This is a genomic window from Amycolatopsis sp. AA4 (assembly GCF_002796545.1).
Taxonomy (GTDB): Bacteria; Actinomycetota; Actinomycetes; order Mycobacteriales; family Pseudonocardiaceae; genus Amycolatopsis.
Map to the genome: position 1 here is coordinate 513416 of NZ_CP024894.1, position 24902 is coordinate 538317.

The window sequence follows — 24902 nt, forward strand, 5'->3', positions numbered from 1 at the left end:
ATGTCGATCTTCCTCAACGAGAACAGCAAGGTCATCGTCCAGGGGCTCACCGGCTCCGAGGGCATGAAGCACGCGACCAAGATGCTGAAGTCCGGCACCAACATCGTGGGCGGCGTCAACGCCCGCAAGGCAGGCCAGACGGTCACCATCGAGGGCAAGGACCTCACCGTGTTCGGCACGGTCGAGGAGGCCATCAAGGAGACCGGCGCCGACGTGTCGGTCATCTTCGTGCCGCCGAAGTTCGCCAAGGACGCGGTCATCGAGGCGATCGACGCCGAGATCCCGCTGGCCGTCGTCATCACCGAGGGCATCCCGGTGCACGACTCGGCCTACTTCTGGGCGCACGCGGTCGCGACCGGCAACAAGACCCGGATCATCGGGCCGAACTGCCCCGGCGTGATCAGCCCCGGCAAGTCGAACGCGGGCATCATCCCGGCCGACATCACCGGCGCGGGCCCGATCGGCCTCGTGTCGAAGTCGGGCACGCTGACCTACCAGATGATGTACGAGCTGCGCGACATCGGCTTCTCCACCGCGGTCGGCATCGGCGGCGACCCGGTCATCGGCACCACCCACATCGACGCCCTCGAGGCGTTCGAGAAGGACGCCGACACCAAGGTCATCGTGATGATCGGCGAGATCGGCGGCGACGCCGAGGAGCGCGCCGCGGCCTACATCAAGGAGAACGTGACCAAGCCGGTCGTCGGCTACGTCGCGGGCTTCACCGCCCCCGAGGGCAAGACGATGGGCCACGCGGGCGCGATCGTCTCCGGATCGTCCGGCACCGCCGCGGCGAAGAAGGAGGCCCTCGAGGCCGCCGGCGTCAAGGTCGGCAAGACCCCGAGCGAGACCGCTGTTCTCGCCCGTGAGCTGTACAACAGCCTCGGCTGACCAGCAACGATTCCCCTGGCGGAGGCCGGGCACCGACACGGTGCCCGGCCTTCGTCGTTTCCGCCCGCAACCGATCCGGCGGTCAGTGCGTCCAACGTCGCGGACGCCCCGTGCGGATGCGCTAGCGTGCAGTCACTCGTGAGCGGGGGACGCCGCCGGTGCACCCCGGGCATTTCAGGATCCCGAACCGCCGGTCGATGAGACAGGAGAGCTTCCGATGACCTTCCCCAGTGGCGGGCCCGGCTACCCCCAGCAGGGCCAGCCGTCCCAGGGACCGCCCCCGTCGGGCGGGTTCCCGCAGCAGCCCCAGCCGCAGCAGGGCCCGCCTGCCTCGGGTGCCGGAGCGCCGCCGAACCTTCCGCTGCTGCTGTCCCTCGGCGTGGCCGGGCTCGGACTGGTGCAGTACTTCCTCGGCTTCGCCTCCGAGGCGGGCACGGCCGGGCAGCCCATTCTGTTCCTGCTCGCCGGCGGTCTGCTGTCGGCGCTGAACCTGCTGCCCAAGGGCCCGAAGACGCTGCCGTTCGCCGCGCTGTTCAGCGTGCTCGGCGGGCTGGGCGCGCTCGACGCCGTCATCTCCGGGCGCTCGTCCGCCATCGTGATCGTGGTGCTGATCCTCGGTCTCCTGCAGATGGCCGCGTCGGTCGCCGCGCTGCTGTTCGAGTACGGCGTGCTCAAGCCGCCGGCGCCGAAGCCGTCCGCCCCCGCGTATCAGCAGCCGTACGGTCAGCAGGGCCAGTACCAGCCGACGCAGTACCAGGCCGCGCCCGGACAGCCGGGGCAGCCGGGTCAGCAGGCTCCGGGGCAGCAGCCGCCGTCGGCCCAGCAGCCGCCCGCCACGCCGCCGCCGGGCGGGCAGGCCACGACGTACGCGCCGCAGCAGGGCCAGTTCTTCCAGCCGCCGGCCGACCAGAACAAACCGGGCACTCCGCCCGGAGGTTTCCGACAGCAAGGCTGAAACCCCTTCGCATTACCCACCCGCTGTGACTCTCCGTGTCACAGCGGGTGTTTTTATGGGCCCGGTGCCACGACCGGGTGGGCGTTGGATTCGCCACGTCCGCCCGGCGGCGTGCCTCACCCGGACGGCCGAGTGCGGATGTCATGGTCGGGGACATGCAGGTGCTCACCAGTCCCGGACGCCCCGCGGGCGACGAGCCGGTGGGCGACTCCGTTGACCAGGATGTCCCGCAGGCGCCCCGGTTGCGGGTGTTGCTCGCCGCGGCGCTCGGCCCGCTCGTCACCGGCTACGCGGTGGTCGCCACGCTGCTCGCGCTCGTCGCGCTGACCGCCCAGCACGCGATCTTCTCCGCAGGCGGCGTGCTGCTGTCGGCGGGACCTGGCTGGCTGGCGGCTTACCAGGTCGAACTCGGGATCGGCGGCCATCCGCTCGGCATGCTGCCGCTGTTGCCGACAGTCGGCGTGGTGCTGCTGGTCGCGCGGGCAGCGGCCAAGGCGGTGCGCCGGCTTCGCTGCGCCCGGCTACGGCACGCCGTCCCACTGCTCGCCACGATTTCCGGCGCGCATCTGCTATTCGGTCTGCTGATTTCGCTGCTGTCGATCGGCGAGCCGGTGCGGGCGAACTTCGCGCTCGCCGCGCTGGTGCCTGCCGTGCTCTCCGGACTCGCGGCCACCGCCGGGGTGCTTCGCTGGTTTGGCATGCCGCGGGTGCTTGCGGACCGGCTCGATCCGCTGGCCCTTCGCGGGCTTCGCGCGGGCTTGCTCGGACTGTTCGCGCTGCTGGCCGCCGGTGCGTTGACGCTGACCGCCGCCACCGCGCTGTCCGCGCGCACGGTGTCCGGCCTGTTCGAGCCGTCGTTCGGGAGCAGCTTCGGCCTGTTCCTGCTTTCCGTGCTGTACCTGCCGAACGCCGTGGTCGCCGCGATGTCGTTCGTGAGCGGGCCCGGGTTCAGCATCGGCAGCCTCAACGTGCACCTCATCGGCTACCGCGGCGGTTCCGTTCCCGGAGTGCCGCTGCTCGGGGGCGTCCCGGAGCACGCGGCGTCGTGGTGGCCGGCGCTGCTGGTGCTGCCGCTGGCGGTCGGGGTGCTGGTCGGCTGGTCGGTCCGCGCGGTCGACGAGGATCCGGCGGCGCGGCTGCGGGTCGTGGTCGTCGCGGGCGCGGTGGTCGGGTTCGGCTGCGTGCTGCTGGGCACTCTCGCCGGCGGACGCCTCGGCGACGGTCCGTTCGACCCGGTCAGCGTCCCGGTCGGGGTGGCGTCGATCGTCGCGTTCTGCTGGGTCGTGATCCCGGCCGGGTTCGTGGCGTTCTTCGCGGGGGCACACTCTCCGATGCGGCCGGTCGGGTCGCTCGAGGTGGAGGACCTCGAGGCGGAGGACGCGGTCGAGCCGGAAGCCGAGACCGAGGCGGAGGAGTCCGAGTCCGAAGAGGACGTCGCGGATACCGACGAGGCCGAAGAAGCCTCGGAAGACTCTGCGGAGGAAGACTCGGACCAGGCTGAGGACGACGAGGACTTCGACGCCGAGGCCGACGCCGAACTGGGCCTCGACCTGCCGGAGGACGAGCCGGAAGCCGAGGCCGCCGAGACCGAGGACAAGACGGCCGACGAACCCGGGGACAAGACGGCCGACGAACCCGGGGACGAGCCGGAAACCCCCGTCGAACAGCCGGAGGCTGTGACCGAGTCCACCGAGGACTCCGGCGACGCGAAGCCCGCCGAGGACGACCGTTAGGGTTGGGGCGACCTGGTGAAGCGCCGTGCGCCCGAGGCGCACCGCCGTGCAAGGAGCCCGTTCTGGCCAGCCGCTTGGAACTGCCCACTCCGGTGAAGATCGTCGTGCTCGCGTCCGGTTCCGGCACGCTGCTGCAGGCTGTGCTCGACGCGGCCGGGCAGCCCGGGTTCCCGGCGACCGTCGTGGCCGTCGGCGCGGACCGCACCGGCATCGAGGCGCTCGCGCGAGCGGAACGGGCGGACGTGCCGTCGTTCACCGTCCGCGTCGCCGACCATCCGGACCGGGCCGCGTGGGACCGCGCGCTCGCCGAGGCGGTCGCGGCCTATCAGCCCGACCTCGTGGTGTCCGCGGGCTTCATGAAGATCCTCGGACCGGAGTTCCTGGCGCGGTTCGCGGGCCGCGTGATCAACACCCACCCCGCGCTGCTGCCGTCGTTCCCCGGGATGCACGCGGTCGCCGACGCGCTGGCCGCGGGCGTGCGCGTCACCGGATCGACGGTGCATTTCGTCGACGCCGGGGTGGACACTGGCCCGGTCATCGCCCAGGAGGCGGTGCCGGTGGAGACCGACGACACCGAAGACGTCCTGCACGAGCGGATCAAAGCCGTGGAACGCAGGCTGCTGGTTGAAACGATCGAGCGACTCGGCCGTGGTGGGTGCACCGTGGACGGACGAAAGGTGAGGTTTTCGTGAGCACAGCACAGGGACGGCGCCCGGTCCGGCGCGCGCTGATCGGCGTCTCGGACAAGGCCGGCCTGCTCGAGCTCGCGACCGGCCTGCACGCGGCCGGCGTGGAGATCGTGTCGACCGGCGGCACGGCGAAGGTCATCGCGAACGCCGGCGTTCCGGTCACGCCGGTCGAGCAGGTCACCGGGTTCCCCGAGTCCTTTGACGGCCGGGTCAAGACGCTGCACCCGCGCGTGCACGCCGGTCTGCTCGCCGACCAGAGCAACGAAGACCACGTCGCCCAGCTCAAGCAGCTCGACATCGCGGCGTTCGACCTGCTCGTGGTGAACCTGTACCCGTTCCAGGAGACTGTCGCGTCCGGCGCGAGCCCCGAGGACTGCGTCGAGAACATCGACATCGGCGGTCCCGCGATGGTGCGCGCGGCCGCGAAGAACCACGGCAGCGTGGCTGTCGTCGTGGACCCGGCACGGTACGCGTGGGTGCTCGAGCAGGTCTCTGCGGGCGGCTTCGAACTCTCGGACCGCAAGCGGCTCGCTGCTGCTGCGTACGCGCACACGGCTGCGTACGACACGGCTGTCGCGTCTTGGTTCGCCAACGCGTACGCGCCTGCGGACGACAGCGGCTTCCCCGACTTCCTCGGCGCGACGTGGGACCGTGCGGACGTACTGCGCTACGGCGAGAACCCGCACCAGAAGGCGGCGCTGTACCGCGGCGCGCAGCCGGGCCTCGCGCACGCGGAGCAGCTTCACGGCAAGGCGATGTCGTACAACAACTACGTCGACACTGACGCCGCGCGTCGGGCCGCCTTCGACTTCTCGGAGCCGGCTGTCGCGATCATCAAGCACGCCAACCCGTGTGGGATCGCTGTCGGCGCGGACGTCGCCGAAGCGCACCGCAAGGCGCACGCCTGCGACCCGGTGTCCGCGTACGGCGGCGTGATCGCCACGAACCGGCCGGTGAGCGTCGCAGCGGCGGAGCAGATCGCCGAGGTCTTCACTGAGGTCGTGCTCGCCCCCGACTTCGAGCCGGAAGCGCTGGAGATCTTGCAGCGCAAGAAGAACGTGCGGCTGCTGAAGCTGCCCGCGATCGAGAACGCGGCCCCGGTGGAGTTCCGGCCGATCTCCGGCGGCGTGCTCGTGCAGACCGCCGACGCGATCGACGCCCCCGGCGACGACCCGGCGAACTGGAAGCTGGCCACCGGCTCGCCCGCTGACGAGCAGACCCTGGCGGACCTGGAATTCGCGTGGCGGGCCCTGCGCGCGGTGAAGTCCAACGCGATCCTGCTGGCGCACGAGCAGGCGACCGTCGGCGTCGGCATGGGCCAGGTCAACCGCGTCGACTCGTCGCGGCTGGCGGTCTCGCGGGCGGGCGAGCGGGCGAAGGGCTCGGTCGGCGCGTCGGATGCGTTCTTCCCGTTCCCGGACGGGCTCGAGGTGCTGATCGAAGCGGGCGTGCGAGCGGTCGTGCAGCCCGGCGGGTCCATTCGCGACGCCGAGGTGATCGCCGCCGCCGAGGCCGCCGGGATCACGCTGTACCTGACCGGAACGCGCCACTTCGCGCACTGATTTTTCGGTGACCGGCCGGGACTTTTCGGGTCCCGGCCGGTTTTTCATCTCTCGCGCAGGATCGCGTAGACGGCCTCGTCACGGTAGCCGCCGTCGCGCCAGGTGACCTGGCAGAGCAGGCCTTCGCGGTGGAAGCCGGTCTTCTCCAGCGTGTGCTGCCCGGCGAGGTCCTCGCTGTCGACGAACGCTTCGAGCCGGTGCGCGCGGGTGTGCCGGAAGAGCTGGTCGACGAGCAGTTGGTACGCCTTCGCGGCGGTGCCGTGGCCGCGATAGTCGGGCAGCAACGCGACGCCGACCCGGAAACACCCGCCGGCGGGCCCGCCCCGGTCGGCCGCCTCCCAGGTAGCCATCCCGGCGACGACCGAGTCGACGGTCACCGCGACCGCGCTCGAGGCCGGGCTGAGAAACCCGTCCTCGGCGAACCGGCGCCGGGCCTGCGGTCCGGTGAACCTCGTCCACTGAAAGGTTCCGGCACCGTCCGGGTCCGTGGAGAACCGGTCGAGCACCGGCAGGTCAGCTTCGGCGAAACCCCGCAGGGCGATGTGTCCTGTCTTCATCAGGGTTCCCAGTGTAAAGAGCCGTTTTCCTGGGGGCTGCCGCTCTTCCGGGTTCCTAATCGGTAGTAGGGATAGTTCTTCCGGCTCGTGACCGGGTCGGTTGGTGCTGGTCCGCCGGCGGGCGACGCCTGTGGGTTCCCGTCGTTCGACGACTTGTGAAAGAACGGCGCGTCCGCCGGTGGACTGGTGATCGTGGTGGTGGGATGTCGTGGCCCGAGTCCGCCGCAGGAGGTGACCTCTCGATGTGTTCCCGAGCTTCGAGCTCTTCGACAGAACGAGGACCCTGCGGTGTGCTGGAGTCACGAACGGCTACTGAGATGACGGACCGCCGAGTCCCGCGATTAGGGCGCTGCGTGACCCCGCCTGGACCCGTGAGCAGCAGCAACAGGAAAGGAAACGTGACGGTTTGACACTGTTCTGCGGCATCGACTGGGCCGAATCCCACCACGACGTCGCCATCATCGACGACACCGCAACCGTGATCGCCAAAGCCCGCATCGGCGACGACGCCACCGGGTTCGCCCGGCTGCTCGACCTGCTCGCCGAGGCCGGAGACACCGCCGACGCGCAGATCCCGGTCGGCATCGAAACCGACCACGGGCTGCTCGTCGCCGCGCTGCGCTCCACCGGCCGCACCATTTACGCGATCAACCCCCTCTCGGCATCGCGCTACCGGGCCCGGCACCAGGTGTCGGGCGCGAAGTCCGACGCCGCGGACGCCGCGCTGCTGGCCAACATCGTGCGCACCGACGCGGCCGCGCACCGACCGCTGCCGGCCGACACCGAACTGGCCCAAGCGGTGCGGGTGCTGGCACGAGCGCAACAGGACGCGGTCTGGGCCCGCCAGCAGCTGGGCAACCAGCTCCGGTCGCTGCTCAAGGAGTTCTACCCCGCGGCGCTGGAAGCGTTCGCCGGACAGCCCGAGGGCGGCCTGGCCCGCCGCGACGCCCGCACCGTCCTCGCCGCCGCCCCGACACCCGCGCTCGCAGCGACACTGACCCGCGCCCGGCTGCGGACACTGCTGACCAAGGCCGGACGCCGCCGCAACGTCGATGCCGACGTCGACCGCCTCCACGGCGTGTTCCGGTCCGAGCGGCTGCGGCAACCGCCGATCGTGGAGAACGCGATGGGCATCCAGTTTTCGGCTCTGCTGAGCCAATTCGAGGCCGCCTGCGCCGCCTCCGACAGTCTGGCGGAGGCGGCACGGACACATTTTGAACAGCACCCGGACGCCACGATCATCACCAGCTTCCCCGGCCTCGGACTGCTGGCCGGCGCCCGGGTGCTCGCCGAAATCGGAGACGACCGCACCCGCTTCACCGATCCCCGCGGACTGAAGGCCTACGCCGGATCCGCACCGATCACCCGCGCCAGCGGCCGAAAAACCGTGGTCTCGCACCGCCACATCAAAAACCGCCGCCTCGCCGCAGTCGGACCCGTCTGGGCGCTCGCCTCGCTGCGAGCCAGCCCCGGCGCACGACGCCACTTCGACACCCGCCGCGCCGCCGGAGACTGGAACCACCAAGCCCAACGCCACCTGTTCAACAAATTCCTCGGACAACTCCACCACTGCCTGCAGACGGACCGCCTCTACGACGAACACCAAGCCTTCCCACCTCCTCCAGCCCACACGGCTTGACTTCTAACAACCTGAGATGTCTTTCCCCGGGGGTGCTTGACAGGTGGGGAGGGGCGGGTAAAACTGGGTGGTGTCGAACGGATGTTCGATCCTGTTCGGCGCAGTGGTGTGTTTTTGGGTGTGATTGTTGGGTGACCGTGCGGTTTCCGCACGGATGAGGATGCGGAACCGCCTTCCCCGCGGTGTGCCGGCGTCCGTCCCGGGCTTGGTGTGACGACCTTGCCCGGGACGGACCGTCCGGCCGATCACGGAGGAAGGAGGAACCGGTGACGACCGGAGCGGCTTCGGGGGCTGCTTCTTCGGGGGTCGCTTCTTCGGGGGTCGCTTCGGAGATCGCGGAAGAACTGGGAACTTCAGGAGCTTCGGGGGCTTGTGAAGCCAGGGGAACTTCCGCGGACGGTTCGGTCTCGGCCGGGTTTTCTGGAGATGGTGCTGCTCCGGTTCTGGCTGGGGTGGCTCTGTCTGGAGCAGCTTTGTCTGGGGCGGCTTCGGGGGCTGCCGGGGCCAGGGGAGTTCCGGCAGCTGCCGAGGCGGCTTTGTCGGCGAGTTCTGCGGTGAGCGGTTCATCGGCTGCGCCCGGGAAACTGCGCACTCCGGTCCTGCCTGCGGACTCCGCCGAGACCGATCTCCTTGGCATTGCGGGAATTCCGGCCTGGAAGAAGAAACCTGGCCGGTCGTCACGGGAGGCCTTTTTCGACGCGGAAACGCAGGCTTCCGCGCCCACGAGCGTGCCGGAGGCGCGGCCGGCACGCTCGTGGGAAGTACTGGTCCCGTGGTCGGCGATCGAAGCATTGGCGAAGGAGCGAACGCCAGTCGCCGCGAGACCCTCGAGGTTTTCGTTGGGAGAGAAGGGACACCGAAACCGGCCGAGTGCTCTGGACGTGGCATTCGCCCCTTGGATCCCGGCCAACCCCGGTGGGACGGCAGAAGCCAGCCCGCCAGCTATGTTGCGTTCGCAGACCCGTTCGGCTCAATCCGGTCGTGGGGACTCGCACTCGGATTCCCCGACTCCGCTCAACCCGGCGAGCCAACGTGGTTCGGCTGCCCGCCCGCAGTCTTCGGCGCGGGTCCGTTCCTCTGCTGAGCGAGATTCGCCACCTCAGCCTGAACCGAAGCCAGTGACTCCGGTAACTCCCTCCGAGCCGCCGGTCCCGCTTCGTCCGGAAGCTCCTTCCGGTTCGTGGGCTGAGCCCGACCCGGAAGAGCCGCCCGACTCTCCGCTCACCCCTCCAACCCCGCTACGCCCGGCAACCCCATCCGGCCCGGCAACTCCGGACCTCCGTCCCCCGACCCGCCTCCACCCCGCGACCTCGCCGACGGATCCGACGAATCCGGCGGATCCAGCGCACCCGCTGGCCAAACTGACCGCCCTCCCCGGGGTCAGCACTGCCAGCACCGTCGCTGCCGAGCGGGCTTCTCGCGGCGACTGGGACCGGGCCGCGGGGCGGATGCTTCCCGTCGCCCCCGCACTGGCCGACCTCCTCCCCGGGGCCGGGTTGCGGCGCGGGACCATCGTCGCGGTCCACCACTCCACCTCGCTGCTGTTCGCGTTGCTCGCGGAGGCAACCGCCGCCGGGGCGTGGGCCGCAGTGGTCGGGGCTCCCTCGCTGGGGATCGTCGCGGCGGCTGAGCACGGGGTCGCCGTTTCGCGGCTCGCGTTGGTCCCGCAGCCGGGGGCCGAATACCAGGCGGTGATGGCCGCGTTGCTCGACGGCGTCGACCTCGTCGTCACCGAACCTCGGTCGGTCCGGCCGGACGTCGCGCGGCGGCTCGCGGCGCGGGCTCGGCATCGCGGGGCGGTGCTGCTTTCGCTGGGCCACTGGCCTTCCGCCGACGTCGAGTTGCACTGCACCCCCGGCACCTGGACCGGGGTGCTCGAACACGGCGCCGGACACCTCCGTTCCCGCCCGGTCGAGGTGCACGCCCGCGGACGCGGGGCAGCGGCCCGGCCTCGGTCGGCGCAGGTTCTTCTTCCTGGACCGGACGGACGGGTGTCCCGCGGCGAGAAGCGGGTCGCGGCACGGGAAGAGGCAGTCGGGTGAACCATATCGTCCACAAAGGACAACCAGATCCGCGTCGCAACCCCGCGCGGATGCTGGTCCTGTGGTGCCCGGACTGGCCCGCGGTCGCTGCCGTCGCCGCGGCGGGGAGCGTGCTTACCCGGCCGGCGGCGGTGTTCCACGCGAACCGGGTCGTGGCCTGCACAGCGGTCGCGCGAGCGCGGAACATCCGGCGCGGCATGCGAAGGCGGGAAGCGGAATCCCAATGCCCCGACCTGGCGGTGTTCGGCGTAGACGAGGCGCGGGACGCGCGGTTGTTCGAGAATGTCGCGGCCGCGGTGGAAGAACTGGTCGTCGGGCTGGAAGTGGTGCGTCCGGGGCTGCTCGCGGTTCCCGTCGCGGGTGCGGCCGGATACTTCGGCGGTGAACCGCAACTCGCGGAGAAACTGGTGGACCAGGTGGCCGCGGCGGCCGGAGTCGAATGCCAGGTCGGCGTGGCGGAAGGGCTCTTCGCGGCGACCCTCGCCGCGCGCCAGGGTGCGTTGGTCGAACCCGGGCGGAGCGCCGAATTTCTCGCCCCGTTGCCGGTGACCGAACTGGACCAGCCGGATGCCGAGCGAGCGGATCTGGTCGGTCTGCTCGTCCGGCTCGGATTGCGCACGCTCGGGGCCTTCGCCGAACTCGGCGAGCGGGACGTCGCGGCTCGGTTCGGGCGCACCGGCGTGCTCGCGCACCGGCTGGCCCGCGGGCTGTCCGACCGGCCGCCGTTGCGCCGCAGTCCGCCGCCGGAGCTGTCCCTTGCCGAGTCGTTCGATCCGGTGCTCGCTCGGGTGGACGTCGCCTCGTTCATGGCCAAAAAACTCGGCGCTCGGTTCCATGCCGCGCTCGCTGATCGCGGGCTCGCATGCACTCGATTGGGTATATACGCGACCACTGAGAACGGCGAGCAGCTCGGTCGCGTCTGGCGTTGTGCGGAACCACTTACGCCGCAAGGGGTTGCGGACCGGGTCCGGTGGCAGTTCGAGGGATGGCTCAAGGCCGCGCCCGGCGAACGGCCCACGGCCGGGGTCGCGCGATTGCGGCTCGAACCGGAAGAGACTGTCGAAGGGAGGTCACTGCAGCTGGGGCTGTGGCGGGGGAGCGATCCCGGCGCCGGTCCAGGCGAGGACGAGGAATTGGCTGCCGAACGGGCCGGCCGGGCATTCGTGCGAGTGCAAGGTCTGCTCGGTCCGGAAGGCGTGGTCACGCCGCTGCTCGACGGCGGACGCGATCCGGCGAGCCGGGTCCGGCTCATTCCGTGGGGCGATCCGCGGGAACCCGTCGGACCGCCGGACGCCACGTGGCCTGCCCGGTTGCCGTCCCCGTCCCCGGCGACGGTGCTGGAACAACCGTTGCCAGTCCAGGTCATCGACGAGCAAGGGAGGCCAGTCGGCCTCACCGCGCGCAAACGGCTGACCGCGCCGCCGCACGGACTGTGCGTCGCGGGCGGGCCGCCCCGGCCGATCACCGGATGGGCCGGCCCGTGGCCGGTCACGTCGGGCCGTCGTTCGACCGGACCGCAGCAAGCCCGGCTGCAACTGCTGCTCGCGGCAGGGGAGAACGAGGCGCCGGAAGCGGTGCTCGTCCTCTGCTCCGGAACGGAAAATCCGATGTGGACAGTGGAGGGCAGCTACGACTGAACCGAGCTGCCAAGAAACCCGAAAACCTAGTGGAGAAAAGGGAAGGAACGCACACATGACGAACCACGACCTGCCGGTGCCCCGCGTCCCGGTCGAACCGCCGGGCCCGTTCGACCCGGTGCCGGTCGCGCTGCTGATCCCGGAACCCCGCCGATCGCCCGAGAACCGGATGGACTGACGATGGGCTGGAACAACCCGCCGGTCCCGTGGAAGGACCTCGCGCGGGCGCTGTCGGGCGGGATGCCGCCCGGCGACCACGGCGACAGTCCCGCGTGGGGACGCAAACGCGAGGCCTACCGCCGCCCCGCCGACATCCCGCCGCCGCGCAGCGACCTGGAAGCCGGGCCGCGAGTGGCGTACGCCGAACTGCACTGCCACTCCAACTTCAGTTTCCTCGACGGAGCCAGCCACCCCGAGGAGCTGGTGGAGGAAGCCGCGCGATTGCGGCTCGACGCGATCGCGCTCACCGATCACGACGGCATGTACGGCGTGGTCCGTTTCGCCGAAGCGGCCAAAGAACTAGGCGTCGCCACGGTATTCGGCACCGAGCTGAGCTTCGGGCTGTCCGCGCCGCAAAACGGCGTCGCCGACCCCGAAGGCGAACACCTCCTGCTGCTGGCCCGCGGCAGCGACGGCTACCGCAGCCTGTGCCGCGCGATCACCGCCGGACAGTTGCGCGGTCACGACGAGAAAGACGCGGAGCGAGCCGAAAAAGGCCGCCCGATCTACGACTTGTCCGCCGTAGCGGAGGAAGTCGTGGGCAAATGCGCGGTGCTTACCGGCTGCCGCAAGGGATCCGTGCGTTCGGCGCTAGTGCGCGAAGGCCCGGACGCCGCGTTCGCCGAACTGCGCCGGTTGGTCGACCTCTTCGGCCGAACCCAGGTCTACGTCGAACTGATCGACCACGGCCAGCCGCTCGACAGCACACACAACGACCTGCTCGCCGAGATGGCCGACGAACTCAAACTGCCCACCGTCGCCACCACCGCCGCGCACTACGCCCGTCCGGAACGCGGCCGTCTCGCGGACGCTCTCGCCGCCATCCGCGCCCGGCGCGGCATCGACGACCTCGAAGGCTGGCTGCCCGGAGACGCCGCCGCGTTCTTGCGCTCCGGCAACGAAATGGCGGAAATCTTCCAGCGATACCCGGGCGCGGTGCAGCGGTCGGCGTTGCTGGGCATGGAATGCGCCTTCCCGCTGAAGCTGCTCGCGCCCAAGCTGCCGCCGTTCGACGTGCCGAAGGGCGAGACCGAGACCACGCACCTGCGCGCCCTGGTGCGCGAGGGCTTCAAGGAGCGTTACCGGGGCAAGCCGAAGGAAGCCCAGGCCGAAAAGCAGATCAAGCACGAGATGGAAGTGATCGAAAGCCTGGGATTCCCGGGGTACTTCCTGATCGTCTGGGACATCGTACGGTTCTGCCGGGAACAGGACATCCTGTGCCAGGGAAGAGGTTCCGCGGCCAACTCGGCGGTGTGCTACGCGCTGGGCATCACCAAAGTGGATCCCATCAAGTACAACCTGCTCTTCGAACGCTTCCTCGCCCCCGACCGCGACGGCTACCCGGACATCGACCTCGACATCGAGTCCGACCGGCGCGAGGAAGCGATCCAGTACGTCTACGGCAAACACGGCAGGCTCAACGCCGCACAGGTCGCGAACGTGATCACCTACCGAGCCCGTTCCGCGATCCGCGACGCCGCCCGGGCACTCGGCTACTCGCCCGGCCAGCAGGACGCGTGGAGCAAGCAAATCGACCGCTGGGGCGCCTTGCGCAGCACGGAGAAAGACCACGACCACGACATCCCGAACGACGTCGTGCAGCTCGCCTTCGCCCTCGAAGACTTCCCCCGGCACCTGGGCATCCACTCCGGCGGCATGGTGATGTGCCGGGAACCGGTGAGCCAGGTGTGCCCGGTCGAATGGGCGCGGATGGAAAATCGCAGCGTTCTGCAGTGGGAGAAGGAGGATTGCGCCGCGGTCGGGCTGGTGAAGTTCGATTTGCTCGGGCTCGGCATGCTTTCCGCGCTGCACTACATGCTCGACCTGGTCAAGGAATACAAGGACGAGGAGATCGACCTCGCCGAACTGGACCTCGCCGACGAGAACATCTACGAAATGCTCTGCCACGCGGACGCGATCGGCGTGTTCCAGGTGGAAAGCCGGGCGCAGCTGGCGACGTTGCCGCGGTTGCGGCCGAAGGAGTTCTACGACCTGGCCGTGGAAGTCGCGTTGATCCGTCCGGGCCCGATCCAGGGCGGTTCGGTGCACCCGTACATCCGCCGCAAGCAGGGGCGCGAGAAGTGGGAGTACGACCATCCGCTGCTGAAGAACGCGCTGAAGAAGACGCTGGGGGTGCCGCTGTTCCAGGAGCAGATGATGCAGATCGCCCTGGACGTCGCGAAATTCACCCCGGCCGAGGCCGACCAGCTTCGGCACGCGATGGGGTCGAAGCGGTCGCAGCGGAAGATGGAGCGGCTGCACAAGCGGTTCCTCGACGGAGCGGTCGCCAACGGGGTGGACGCGGAGCTGGCGGAGAAAATCTTCCAGAAGCTCAAGGCGTTCGCCAACTTCGGCTTCCCGGAAAGCCACGCGCTGAGCTTCGCGCATCTGGTGTTCGCGAGCGCGTACTTCAAGCACTACCACCCGGACGCGTTCTGCGCGGGCCTGCTGCGAGCACAGCCGATGGGGTTCTACTCGCCGCAGTCGCTGGTGGCGGACGCGCGCCGGCACGGCGTCACCACGCTCGGCCCGGACATCAACCGGAGCCTTCCGCACGCGACCCTGGAAGCGTTGCCGGACAACGGAAAGCTCCACGCGGTACGCGGCGGGCTCAGCACCGTCCGGATGATCGGCGAAACGCTGGCCGAGGAGATCGTGGCGGAACGGCAGGCGAACGGCCGGTACGAGAGCATGTCCGACCTCGGCCGGCGCGTCCGGCTCACCACGCCGCAACTGGAAGCACTGGCCACCGCGGGCGCGTTCAGCGCGTTCGGGCCGGATCGGCGGCAGGCGTTGTGGTCCGCGGGCGCGGTCGCGCAGGACCGGCCGGAGAAGCTGCCCGGCACCGGCGTCGGCGTGGACGCGCCGATGCTGCCCGGGATGGACGGGCTCGACCTCGCCGCCGCCGATGTCTGGGCCACCGGGATCTCGCCGGACAGCTACCCGACGGAGTTCATCCGCGACCGGCTCGACGCGCTCGGTGTCGTCACCGCCGACAAACTGCTGGACCGGGAAGACGGGGAGCGAGTGCTCGTCGGGGGCGCGGTCACGCACCGCCAGCGGCCGGCGACCGCCGGCGGGGTCACGTTCCTGAACCTCGAGGACGAGACCGGCATGGTGAACGTGATCTGCACCCTCGGGCTGTGGCAACGGTTCCATCGGATCGCCCGGGGAAGCGCGGCGCTGCTGGTGCACGGAGTGGTCGAGAAAGCGGACGGCGTCGCGAGCGTGCGCGCGCAGAAACTGGAGCAGCTGAGGCTGCGGATCCCCACGAAATCGCGGGACTTCCGATGACCGGCGGGCAGTTCGTGGACACACGCCTTCCGGCGGCTCGCAGCCACCCCGTCGCAAAGCCGGCGCCGGGGCGGATGTCATCCTGTCCGGGTGACGGAGACCGGCGAGGACTACACCGAAGCACGACTTTCCGGCCAGTGGTGGGAAAAACGCCAGTTCGCGGGTTGCGATTTCACCGAGGCGGACCTGCGCGACCTGCGCACCCGCGGCTGCACCTTCGACAACTGCGACTTCACCAAGGTCGACCTCGCCGGTTCGCGGCACGACGCGTCGGCGTTCCGCTCCTGCACCTTCGACCGCTCGGTGCTCGCCGACAGCCGATGGTCGTCGTGCTCGCTGCTTGGTTCGTCCTTTGTGGACTGTCGATACACCGGGATCGCGCTGACCGAATGCGATCTGTCGCTCGCGTCGTTCGCGCGTGGCCGGCTGCGGAAACTGGACCTGTCGGGTCTGCGGATGCGGGAAGTGAACCTCAACGAGGCGGATCTGACGGATTCCGACCTGCGGGGCACGGACCTGGCCGGGGCCCGGATGATCGGCACGAAGTTTCCCGGAGCCGACCTGCGCGGCGCGGTGGTCGACGCGAACGGGCTGGTGCAGGCGGACTTGCGAGGCGCGTACGTGGACGTCGAACTGGCGGTGGCGTTCGCCGCGGCCAATGGCTTGGTCGTCAAGTAGCGCGCTTCCGGACACGGAAAAGGGGCGAAGCCCGCTGGCCCCGCCCCTTTCCCGCGTTCTCGGTGTCCTCAGTCGATCGGCGGTTCGCCCGGGTCGAGTTCGATCAGGTCGCCCTCGGCGAGCAGCTCTTCGATGCTCGCCGGAAGCAGGTACGCCGAACCGCCGCCCGGCTGGTTGAACCACGGGATCGCGACCCCGGCCAGGGTTTCGAGCGGCCGCTGCACCCGGTACACGTGGTACGGCCGGTTCACCCACTCCGGCACCAGCGAACGCTCCTCGAACGGGGTGCCCGCCGCATACGTCAGGTTGCCGTTCGGGCCGCCGAAGCGGTCCAGTTCGCTGCCCGCGGGCAGTTCGCGCAATTCCTTGCCGCGGAACAGGGTCAGCGGCGGTTCCCCGGACAGCGGCGCGATCGGCCATTGCCCGCTGCCGCCGGTTCCGTTGGCGCGCACCGGTTCCTCGCGCCGCACCGGCGGTTCCCGCCGCGGCGGCGGGCCGACCGGAGGCGCGACCTGGGTGGGCGGTGCGCTGACCGGCGAGGCGATCTGCGTCGGCGGGGCACCGACCGGGGGAGCCACCTGGGTCGGTGGGCTCACCGGCGCCGCGACCTGTGTCGGCGGGGGCGGCGGCGGGGTCTGCCGGGCAGGCGGTTCGTCGTCGGCCAGCAGCTGATCGGCAGGAGTGAACGCGGTCTGCTCCTGCGGCGGCACGTTCTCGCGCGGCCGGACGGGGAACGAGCCCGTCGCGACCTCCGGCGACAACGTCGCGACCACCGGCGGCTTCGGCGCGTCCGCGACTGGCTGCTCAGCCGGTGCCGGGGCTTCCGCCGCGACGTATCCGTCGGGGTGCAGCAGCACCTTGCCGAGCATGAACGCCGCGGCGTCCTCCGCGTCGCCGAACACCGCCGGGTTGATCAGCTCGCCGTCGTACCAGCCGACGCGCCAGCCTTCGCCCACCTGCTCGACGCTCCACCCGCGTTCGGTGGGGCCGCCGAGCCGGTACGCGGCCTCGGGCACGTTCAGCTCGTCCAGCTTCGCCTGCAACTCGGCCAGCTCCGGCTGAGCGGGCTGCTCCCGCCGCGCGACCGGAGCCGCTTCGGCCTGCTCCCGTGCCGCGCGCCGCCCGCCGGACGGCGGGGGCACCGGCATCTCCGGCACCGGAAGACCGCCGGGGATCTCGGACCCCGGCATGATCATCGCGGTGGGCGGGCCCGCGTCGTACCCGGCCTCGCGGCGGTTGTCGTCCTCGTAGCCGCTGGAGTGCGTGAACAGTTCGGCACGCTGCTCGTCGTCGTCGCGGGACGGTTCGTTGCCGTGGGTGAAGAGCACCGGCTCCTCGCGCCCGTCGTCGACCGGCTGGTGCACGTCGGTGTCGTCCTCGTCGTCGCCCGGGTGGCCCGGACCGGTGCCGTTGCGGCTGGGGACGAGGTCGTGGTGGACGTCGGTGTGGTCTTCGTCGTCGTAGTGGCCGTCGTCGTAGTGGTCGTACTGCGCGCCGTCGAAGTCCTGCTCGAACGGCGGCTCCGCAGGACGCTCCGGTGCCGCTGTGCCGTGGCGGCCCTCGGCCTCCTTCTCGCGACCCCGACCGTGCGCGGCGGCGAGCCCGGCCGCGGCCAGCCCCCCTGCCGCGGCGACCCCGGCCGCAGCTGCGCCGATGTGACTGCCGTGTTCGTCCGCGGGTTCGGCCTGGCTCGCGGATTCCGCGCTGCGTCGGCCACTGTCGTCGGCGTTCAGCCGCACGTCTTCGCGCCGGCTGTCGTCCGCTTCGGCGTCCGGCTGGGCTCGCCGACGGCCGCCCTCCTGGTCCCGGCTGTCATCCGGTGCCGCGCGACGGCCTGCTTCCGGCTCGGCGTTGTGCCGGTTCCCGGCGGCAGGTTCGTCGGCGGCGTCCGCGCCGATCAGCCCGTCGGCACCGATGAGGCCGTCCGCGCCGACCAGTCCGTCCTCCGCGCTCGGAACAGCGGACTGCTCGAACGCGCCGGGGACCTTGCTTCCGCGCGCGTCGAGGTGGTCGTCGTACCCGTGGGCGTCGTCGTAATCAGCCGCCGCGTTGCGGTTGCGGTCGTCGACGTGGTGCGCGGGTTCGTCGTAGCCCGCCTCGTCGTGGTCGTGCTGACCGGCGGCTTCGTCGTATCCGTGCTGCTCGGTGTAAGCGCCGCGCTCGTGGGAAGCGTCCTGGTACTCGTGCTGGTCGTCGTACGGCTCAGCGTCGTATCCGTGCGCGTCGTGCGGTGCGGATTCGTCGTAGTGGCCGTGGGCTGCCGGGTCGCGGTAGCCGTCGTGGCCGGGCTGCTCGTAACCCTCGTCGTGCTGGTCGTAGTGCTCGGCGTGGTCGCGCTGGTCTTCGCCGCGGGCTTGCCGGTCGTAGTCCTCCGCGTAACCGGCTGCCTGACCGTGCTGGTCGTAGCCGTCGGCTTGATGGCCGGACTCGGCGTAACCGGCTTCGTGGGTTCGGTCGTCATAGCCGGACGCGTCGGGATGCTGGTCGTAGCCAGCTTCGTGCGGGTGGCCGGATTCGGCGTGAGACCCGCTCGCGGCGGCTCCCGCCGCGCCCGCAACTCCCGCTGCTCCAGCCGCCGCCGCGGCGACGCCCAGACCGTGCGACCCACCCGGGCCGTCCGGACCGGACACCCGCGTGCCCTGCGGACCGCCCTGCGCGCCGGGACCGCCCGCGGGGCCCTGTGCACCCTGCGGACCAGGCCTGTCCCGCCGGTCCGAACCGCCGCGGGTGGGCTCGAAGCGGTCGTCCGACCCGCCGTGGTCGGCGAAACCGGGGCCATCCGTCGCGCCGGGGCCGCCGAATTCGTCGGCCGGGTGGAAATTGTCGGGACCGTCCGGGTGGCCAGCCGGACCGGGCCTGCCGGGGTCGCGGCTGTCGAACTCGTCGGCGGGGTGGAAGCTGTCCGGACCATCCGGACGGCCAGCCGGGCTGGGCCTGCCGGAGTCGCGGTTCTCGAACTCGTCGGCCGGGCCGCGTCGGTCGGGGCTGGTAGGCCTGCGGGAACCGGGGGTGCCGAACTCGTCCGCCGAGTCGAATCCCTCGGAGCGGGGGCCGTCTGGTCCACCGGCTGCGCCGGGCCTGCTGGAATCGGGGCCGGCGAAGTTGTCTGCCGGGTGGAAGTTGTCGGGGCTGCCCGGTCCATCGGCCGGGCCGGATCCGCCTGCCGCGCCGAGGGCGGCTGCTCCGAGTCCCGCCGCGCCGAGTCCGGCCGCGGCTGCGGCGACTCCGGCTGCGCCGTGGCCGCCGGAACCGGGGCTGTCCGCGCCGGGGCCAGTGGAAGCAGGTCCGTGGGCATCGAATCCGTCACCGGGGGCACCGACGCCGTTCGGTCCACCGGGGCCGCCAGCGGCAGGTCCGCCCGGTGCGCCAGCGCCACCAGGTCCGTTAGGTCCGCCGGGGCCGCTCGGAGCCGCGGCGCCGCCAGGACCACCAACCGCGCCCACGCCGCCAGGGCCACCGGCACCGGGGCCGCCGGAACTCGGGCCACCAGCGCCGGGGCTACCGGCACCAGGCCCACCGGGACCGCCAGCCGCACCCGGTCCGCCAGCCGTGCCTGGACCGCCAGGGCCACCGGCACCGGGGCCGCCGGAACCAGAGCCGCCAGCGCCAGGACCACCAGCGCCGGGACCACCAGCGCCGGGACCGCCAGCGCCGGGACCGCCAGCGCCGGGACCGCCAGCGCCGGGACCACCAGCGCCAGGACCACCAGCCCCGGGAGCGGGCCGCTGCTGCGGAGTCTGGCTCCCGCGAGTCAGATAGGCCGCCGCGCCCTGCAGGGTCAGGTCGTCCACCTGGGGAAGCTGGAACCCGTTGGCCCGGATGTGCTCGATCAGATCCGCTTCCGGCGAGACGCCGTAGGTACGGAGGTAGAAGTTCACCGCGGCGGGCCAGATCCAGTGGCCGTCGCTGTGGAAGGCGACCGGGACCGTCGCTTCGGGGGTCTGGGCGAGGCGGTCGATGTCGTAGCCGCGGTCCTGGACCACGACCGGGGCGTGATCAAGGTAGTCCAGCAGCCGGTCCTGCTCGTCGACGTCCAGGTCCGGGCGGTTGATGACCGGGCGGCCCGCCGGGCCGATGGTGTCGAAGATCCGCGCGATGCGGAAGTGCGGGCCGGGCTGTTCCGGGCCGAGGCCGGACATCCGGCGGATCAGCCACTCGGGCACGTTCTCCTCGGTGCGCGGGAACATGCGCAGCTCGTCGGAGTACGCCTGGGGCGGCGGGGCGAGGTGCCACGCCGGCTCGTCGCGGTTGTACTCGAGGTTGTAGCTGGAGGGGTGGTCCAGCTGGTAGCGCGCGTTGAACCAGGTGCCGCGGCCGTCGCGGTACATGCCCGCGCGGAGTCTCCCGAACAGCGTCGCGATGTCGTGCGTCGCGATCCATTCCTGAGCGGAGCCGTCCTCGAGCACGATCTCGCCGGTCAGCTCGTGGTACCTGCCGACGGCTCGGTACTCCGCGGAGACTTTGCGCCAGTCGCGCGGGGCGGCGCGCAGCAGGGCCAGTCCGATCTGCTTGACCAGAGTGTCCTGCTCCGTCGCGTTCAGCTGCGTCGTCGGTTGTGCCACAGAGAACATTTTGACTGTTCGCGCGCACGAACGCACCCCGCATAGGGCTTTTGCCACCCTCGGGCCGGTCGACGTGCCCGCTGACCTCGGTCGACGCGATATGGCACGGGTCACACGCCCGGGTGGGTGATGCGGTGGAGCCTCTCCAGCTTAAGACCCGGGACGGCTGATTCGACGGAAGACGCGCGGGCCGATCGGGTGGTGTCGCGGACACACAGAGTGCAGAACCCACTCCTGACCGGCAAGCTCCGGCGGCTCTGCGACAATGGCCGCCGTGACGGCGAAGATTCTCGACGGCAAGGCCACGAAGAACGCCATTTTCGCAGAGCTGCGCCCGCGCGTGGCCGCGCTCGCGGAGAAGGGGATCACCCCTGGGCTGGGCACGGTGCTGGTCGGCGACGACCCCGGTTCCCACTCCTACGTGAAGATGAAGCACGCGGACAGCGCGAAGATCGGCGTCAACTCGATCCGCCGCGACCTGCCCGCGGACATCTCGCAGGAGAAGCTCGAGGCCGTCATCGACGAGCTGAACGCCGACCCGGCCTGCCACGGCTACCTCGTCCAGCTGCCGTTGCCGAAGCACCTCGACGCGAACCGCGTCCTGGAGCGCATCGACCCGGAGAAGGACGCCGACGGCCTCGCGCCGATCAGCCTCGGCCGGCTCGTGCTCGGCGAACCGGGCGCGCTGCCGTGCACCCCCTACGGAATCATCGAGCTGCTCAAGCGGCACGGCGTCGAGCTGAACGGCGCGCAGGTCACCGTGGTCGGCCGCGGCATCACCGTCGGCCGCACGCTCGGCCTGCTGCTCACCCGGCGCAGCGAAAACTCGACCGTCACGCTGTGCCACACCGGCACCCGCGACCTTGCCGCCGAGGTGCGCCGCGCGGACATCGTGATCGCCGCGGCGGGCGTGCCCGGGATCATCAAGCCGGACATGGTCAAGCCCGGCGCGGCGGTGCTGGACGTCGGCGTTTCGCACGTCGAGGGCAAGCTCACCGGCGACGTCGACCCGGCGGTCGCCGAGGTGGCCGGCTGGCTGTCGCCGAACCCCGGCGGCGTGGGCCCGATGACCCGGGCGATGCTGGTCACCAACGTCGTCGAGGCTGCGGAACGCGCGGCCGCGCGCTGATGGCGATGACCGGGCAACGGCACCGCGGCGATCGTCCCTGGCTGGTGCACGCGCCGTTCGCGGTGATCCTGCTGTTGCTGGCGGTGGCCGTGGTGCGGGCGGTGCAGTACCACTGGCGCGAGGGCGCGGCGCTGGTCGGCGTGGCCCTGTTCGTGGCCGGTGCGCTGCGCGCGGTGCTGCCGGAGGAGCGCGCCGGGCTGCTCGCGATTCGCGGCAAGATCGTCGACATCGTCACCTACGGCGCGTTGTGCGCCGCGGTGCTCTTCATCTCGCTGACGATCGTCGGCGGCCCGTTCGACGCGCCCTCCTGAGCGAGCACCGTCAGGACGCGAGCGCGAGTTCCTTCTGGACTCGCGCCTCGCGCCGGTCCAGCAGTCCGGACACCGCGGCGATTGACACCCCGAGGACGGCCAGCAGCGCGCCGACCCAGTTCGGGGCCAGCAGGCCGAGCCCGCCCGCGATGACCAGTCCGCCGAGGTACGCGCCGATCGAGTTGGCGATGTTGAACGCGGACTGCACCGCGGCCGAGACCAGCGACGGCGTGCCGCCGGCCTTCTCCATGATCCGCGCCTGCATCATCGGGCCGATCATGAAGCCCGCGACGCCGACGAAGAAGATCGTGACCGCCGCGCCGACCTTGCCCTGCGCCGTCACGGTGAAGATCGCGAGCACGGTCGCCAGCGAAAGCAGCGCGACGTACAGGCTCGGCATCAGCTTCTTGTCCGCGAGCCGTCCGCCGAGGTAGTTGCCGATCGTCATGCCGACCCCGGCCAGCGAAAGCAGCACCGTGACGTTGGCGGGCGAGTATCCGGCGACGTCGGTCAGCATCGGCGCGATGTAGGACATGCAGGCGAAGACGCCACCGAGGCCGAACATCACGATCGCGAGCGCCAGCCACACCTGCGGGCGCCGGAATGCGCCGAGTTCGCCGCGGATCGACGGGTCGGCCGGGCGGCCCTGGTGCGGCACCAGTTTCGCGATGGCGGCGATGGCGAGCAGGCCGATCACCGCGACGACGCCGAACGTCGCACGCCAGCCGACCTGCTGGCCGAGCAGCGTGCCGAGCGGGACGCCGATGACGTTCGCCAGCGTCAGGCCCATGAACATCATCGACACGGCCTTCGCGCGCTGGCCCGGCTGCGCGAGGCTGGACGCGACCACCGCGCCCGCGCCGAAGAACGCACCGTGCGGCAGGCCGGCGAGGAACCGGAACGCGATGCCGAAGTCCTGGTTCGGCGAGAGCGCGAACAGCCCGTTGCCGACCGTGAACAGGCCCATCATCGCCAGCAGCATGGTTTTGCGCGGCAGCCGGACGGCCAGCGCGGTGAGCAGCGGCGCGCCGATCACCACACCGAGCGCGTAGGCGGAGATGAAGTAGCCCGCGGACGGGATGTCGATGTGGAAGTCCGCGGCGGTCAGAGGCAGCACACCCATCATCACGAACTCGGTGGTACCGATGCCGAAGGCGCCGACGGCGAGCGCGAGCAACGCGACGGGCACGGCTCTCCCTTCCTGAAGAAATCGTTTTCTCAGCGCCTGGGGCACAGGCATCTGAAGCGCTTTAGAACGAGGGCAAAAAACTAGACAGCCCCGACGTCGTCGTGCTGTCTCGCTCTAGTTGAACCGATGGAGGGCGGCCTTGTCATCCCGGTATTCGGGTGAGGCCCGCCACGCGAAGCGGCGGTTCAGCGCGGCGCGGCCAGCACGCCGTCGAGCAGGCCCGGGAAGAGCACGTCGAGATCGTTGCGGCGCAACGAGTTGTACCGGGTGGTGCCTTCCTGGCGGCCGGCGATCACCCCGGCCTGGCGCAGGGTCGCGAGGTGATGGGTGAGTGTGGACTTGGTCACCGGCACCTCGAATGCGCTGCAGGAGATCTCCGTTTCGGAGTTCGCCAGCTGTCGGACCATCGCCAGCCTGACCGGGTCGGCGAGTGCGCGCAGCACTGCTTCGACCGTGATCTCGTCGCGGTGCGGGTAGACGAGCGGCGGCAAGGACGCGTGAGCGGACATGCGTCCATAGTACGACGCCGGTCGAAATTGTCGGGGGGTCCGTGTACGGTCGGCATCGAACTACGACGTTCGTCGAACTATCCGTTCAGGCTGTGTTGGGGGAACATTCATGTCCAGCGTCTCGTCCTCGGCGGCGGCCCGGAACTCGGTGCTCGCGTTCGGGGCCTTCGGCGTCGGCACCAGCGGCTACATCGTGGCCGGGCTGTTGCCGGCGCTCACCTCCGAGCTGCACGTCTCCGCGACCGCGGCGGCGCAGCTCGTCACGTCCTTCGCCATCGCGTACGCGGTGGGCTCGCCGTTGTTCGCCGCCGCCACCGGCCGGTGGGAACGGCGCACGCTGCTGGTCGCCGCGCTCGCGGTGGCCGCGGTCGGGAACATCTTCGCGGCTGTCGCTCCGGGGTACACCACGCTGCTGATCGCGCGGGTCGTCACGGCGATCGGGGCTGCCGTCTACACCCCGGCCGCCACGGCCGTCGCGGCTGAGCTGACCACGCCGGAACGGCGCGGGCGAGCCGTTTCGCTGGTGTTCGGGGGACTCACCATCGCGTTGATCTTCGGCGTTCCGCTGGGCAGCGTGATCTCCCAGCAGTTCGGCTACGAGGGCGCATTCCTGTTCGTCGGCCTGCTGTCGCTGCTCGGGGCGCTCGGGGTGCGGGTCGCATTGCCGAAGGTCGCGCCGCCGCCGGTGGTCGGGCTCGCCGAGCGGTTCGCGGTCGCGCGGGACAAGCGGGTCGTCGCGCTGCTGGTCACCACCACGCTCGCGTGCCTCGCCGCTTTCATGGTCTACACGCTGGTGTCGCCGGTCCTGTCCGCGACGGCAGGTGTTTCCGGCGGGACGATCACTGTGCTGCTGTTCTGCTACGGCATCGGCGGCGCGGTCGGCAACTTCGCCGGCGGCCGCGCGGCCGACCGGTGGGGCGCGCGGAAACCGCTGCTGGTCGTGCTCATCGGGTTCACCGCCGTGATGGTGCTGCTGCCGTTCACCGCGACGACCGTCGTCGGGGCCGGGATCACGTTGTTCGTGTGGGGCTTGGCGAACTGGTCGTTCAGCCCGCCGCTGCAGCACCGGCTCATCGAGCTGTCGCCGGGGCACGCCGGTCTCGCGCTGTCGCTCAACGCGTCGGCGATCTACCTGGGCGTCGGGCTGTCCGGCGTGGTCGGCGGTGCGGTCCTGACCTCGGCCGGGCCGACGGTGCTGCCGGAGGTCGCCGCGGCCCTCGCCGCCGCGTCGATGCTCGTGGTCGTGTTCTTCTGGGGCGCGCGGAAGCGGGTGGAGACCCGCGAGGAGGTCGCGGTCTGAGAAGCT

The 24902-nt window shown here is 70.8% G+C and carries 18 protein-coding genes; 14 read left to right on the plus strand and 4 right to left on the minus strand.

Features of this window, described 5'->3' with window-relative positions; all coding sequences use genetic code 11:
* From sucD to purH, 5 genes are all read left to right on the plus strand, one after another.
* Positions 1-891: a succinate--CoA ligase subunit alpha gene (sucD, locus tag CU254_RS02595; protein ID WP_009072477.1), complete on the plus strand. Its 891-nt coding sequence runs from the start codon at positions 1-3 to the stop codon at positions 889-891.
* 217 nt (positions 892-1108) lie between these two features.
* Complete coding sequence (locus CU254_RS02600; protein ID WP_009072478.1) at positions 1109-1846, plus strand: DUF5336 domain-containing protein; 738 nt, start codon at positions 1109-1111, stop codon at positions 1844-1846.
* A gap of 155 nt (positions 1847-2001) precedes the next feature.
* On the plus strand, positions 2002-3579 hold the full coding sequence (locus CU254_RS02605; protein ID WP_199785764.1) for a DUF6350 family protein: 1578 nt from the start codon (positions 2002-2004) through the stop codon (positions 3577-3579).
* 74 nt (positions 3580-3653) lie between these two features.
* The gene (purN, locus tag CU254_RS02610; RefSeq protein WP_009072481.1) at positions 3654-4271 is read left to right on the plus strand and encodes a phosphoribosylglycinamide formyltransferase; all 618 of its coding nucleotides are present in this window, start codon (positions 3654-3656) and stop codon (positions 4269-4271) included.
* A complete protein-coding gene (gene purH, locus CU254_RS02615; RefSeq protein WP_037712315.1) occupies positions 4268-5830 on the plus strand; it encodes a bifunctional phosphoribosylaminoimidazolecarboxamide formyltransferase/IMP cyclohydrolase in 1563 nt (520 codons plus the stop codon). Before purN ends, purH begins: the two co-directional genes overlap by 4 nt.
* Before the next feature lie 44 nt (positions 5831-5874).
* Here purH and CU254_RS02620 read toward each other — a convergent pair whose 3' ends face one another.
* The gene (locus CU254_RS02620) at positions 5875-6387 is read right to left on the minus strand and encodes a GNAT family N-acetyltransferase (RefSeq protein ID WP_037712318.1); all 513 of its coding nucleotides are present in this window, start codon (positions 6385-6387) and stop codon (positions 5875-5877) included.
* 406 nt (positions 6388-6793) lie between these two features.
* Between CU254_RS02620 and CU254_RS02630 the strand changes: the two genes are divergently transcribed.
* The 6 genes from CU254_RS02630 to CU254_RS02650 all read left to right on the plus strand — a co-directional run bounded on the left by CU254_RS02630 (position 6794) and on the right by CU254_RS02650 (position 15896).
* A complete protein-coding gene (locus CU254_RS02630) occupies positions 6794-8026 on the plus strand; it encodes an IS110 family transposase (RefSeq protein ID WP_009072274.1) in 1233 nt (410 codons plus the stop codon).
* A 1448-nt stretch (positions 8027-9474) separates the two neighbouring features.
* Positions 9475-10068, plus strand: coding sequence for a hypothetical protein (locus tag CU254_RS02635; RefSeq protein WP_009072488.1), 594 nt, complete (start codon positions 9475-9477; stop codon positions 10066-10068).
* 50 nt (positions 10069-10118) lie between these two features.
* Entirely contained in the window at positions 10119-11705 is a 1587-nt protein-coding gene (locus CU254_RS02640) for a DNA polymerase (protein ID WP_037712322.1), read from the plus strand.
* A gap of 55 nt (positions 11706-11760) precedes the next feature.
* On the plus strand, positions 11761-11883 hold the full coding sequence (locus CU254_RS44570; RefSeq protein WP_255409801.1) for a hypothetical protein: 123 nt from the start codon (positions 11761-11763) through the stop codon (positions 11881-11883).
* A gap of 2 nt (positions 11884-11885) precedes the next feature.
* Positions 11886-15218 (plus strand): error-prone DNA polymerase, encoded by a 3333-nt coding sequence (locus CU254_RS02645; protein WP_037712323.1) that lies wholly within the window; start codon positions 11886-11888, stop codon positions 15216-15218.
* A 90-nt stretch (positions 15219-15308) separates the two neighbouring features.
* Positions 15309-15896, plus strand: coding sequence for a pentapeptide repeat-containing protein (locus tag CU254_RS02650; RefSeq protein WP_009072493.1), 588 nt, complete (start codon positions 15309-15311; stop codon positions 15894-15896).
* A 68-nt stretch (positions 15897-15964) separates the two neighbouring features.
* On the opposite strand, the gene CU254_RS43885 is transcribed toward CU254_RS02650, so the two are convergent.
* Positions 15965-20458, minus strand: coding sequence for a TNT domain-containing protein (locus CU254_RS43885; protein ID WP_199785766.1), 4494 nt, complete (start codon positions 20456-20458; stop codon positions 15965-15967).
* A 274-nt stretch (positions 20459-20732) separates the two neighbouring features.
* Here CU254_RS43885 and CU254_RS02665 point away from each other — a divergent pair, with 274 nt between their 5' ends.
* Entirely contained in the window at positions 20733-21587 is an 855-nt protein-coding gene (locus tag CU254_RS02665) for a bifunctional methylenetetrahydrofolate dehydrogenase/methenyltetrahydrofolate cyclohydrolase (protein WP_037716482.1), read from the plus strand.
* Entirely contained in the window at positions 21587-21898 is a 312-nt protein-coding gene (locus tag CU254_RS02670) for a DUF3017 domain-containing protein (protein WP_009072498.1), read from the plus strand. Before CU254_RS02665 ends, CU254_RS02670 begins: the two co-directional genes overlap by 1 nt.
* A gap of 10 nt (positions 21899-21908) precedes the next feature.
* On the opposite strand, the gene CU254_RS02675 is transcribed toward CU254_RS02670, so the two are convergent.
* On the minus strand, positions 21909-23087 hold the full coding sequence (locus tag CU254_RS02675) for an MFS transporter (RefSeq protein ID WP_037712326.1): 1179 nt from the start codon (positions 23085-23087) through the stop codon (positions 21909-21911).
* A gap of 185 nt (positions 23088-23272) precedes the next feature.
* Entirely contained in the window at positions 23273-23596 is a 324-nt protein-coding gene (locus CU254_RS02680; protein ID WP_009072501.1) for a helix-turn-helix transcriptional regulator, read from the minus strand.
* Between the two features lie 109 nt (positions 23597-23705).
* On the opposite strand from CU254_RS02680, the gene CU254_RS02685 reads away from it, so the two are divergent.
* Entirely contained in the window at positions 23706-24896 is a 1191-nt protein-coding gene (locus tag CU254_RS02685) for an MFS transporter (RefSeq protein WP_009072504.1), read from the plus strand.
* Positions 24897-24902 lie beyond the last annotated feature (6 nt).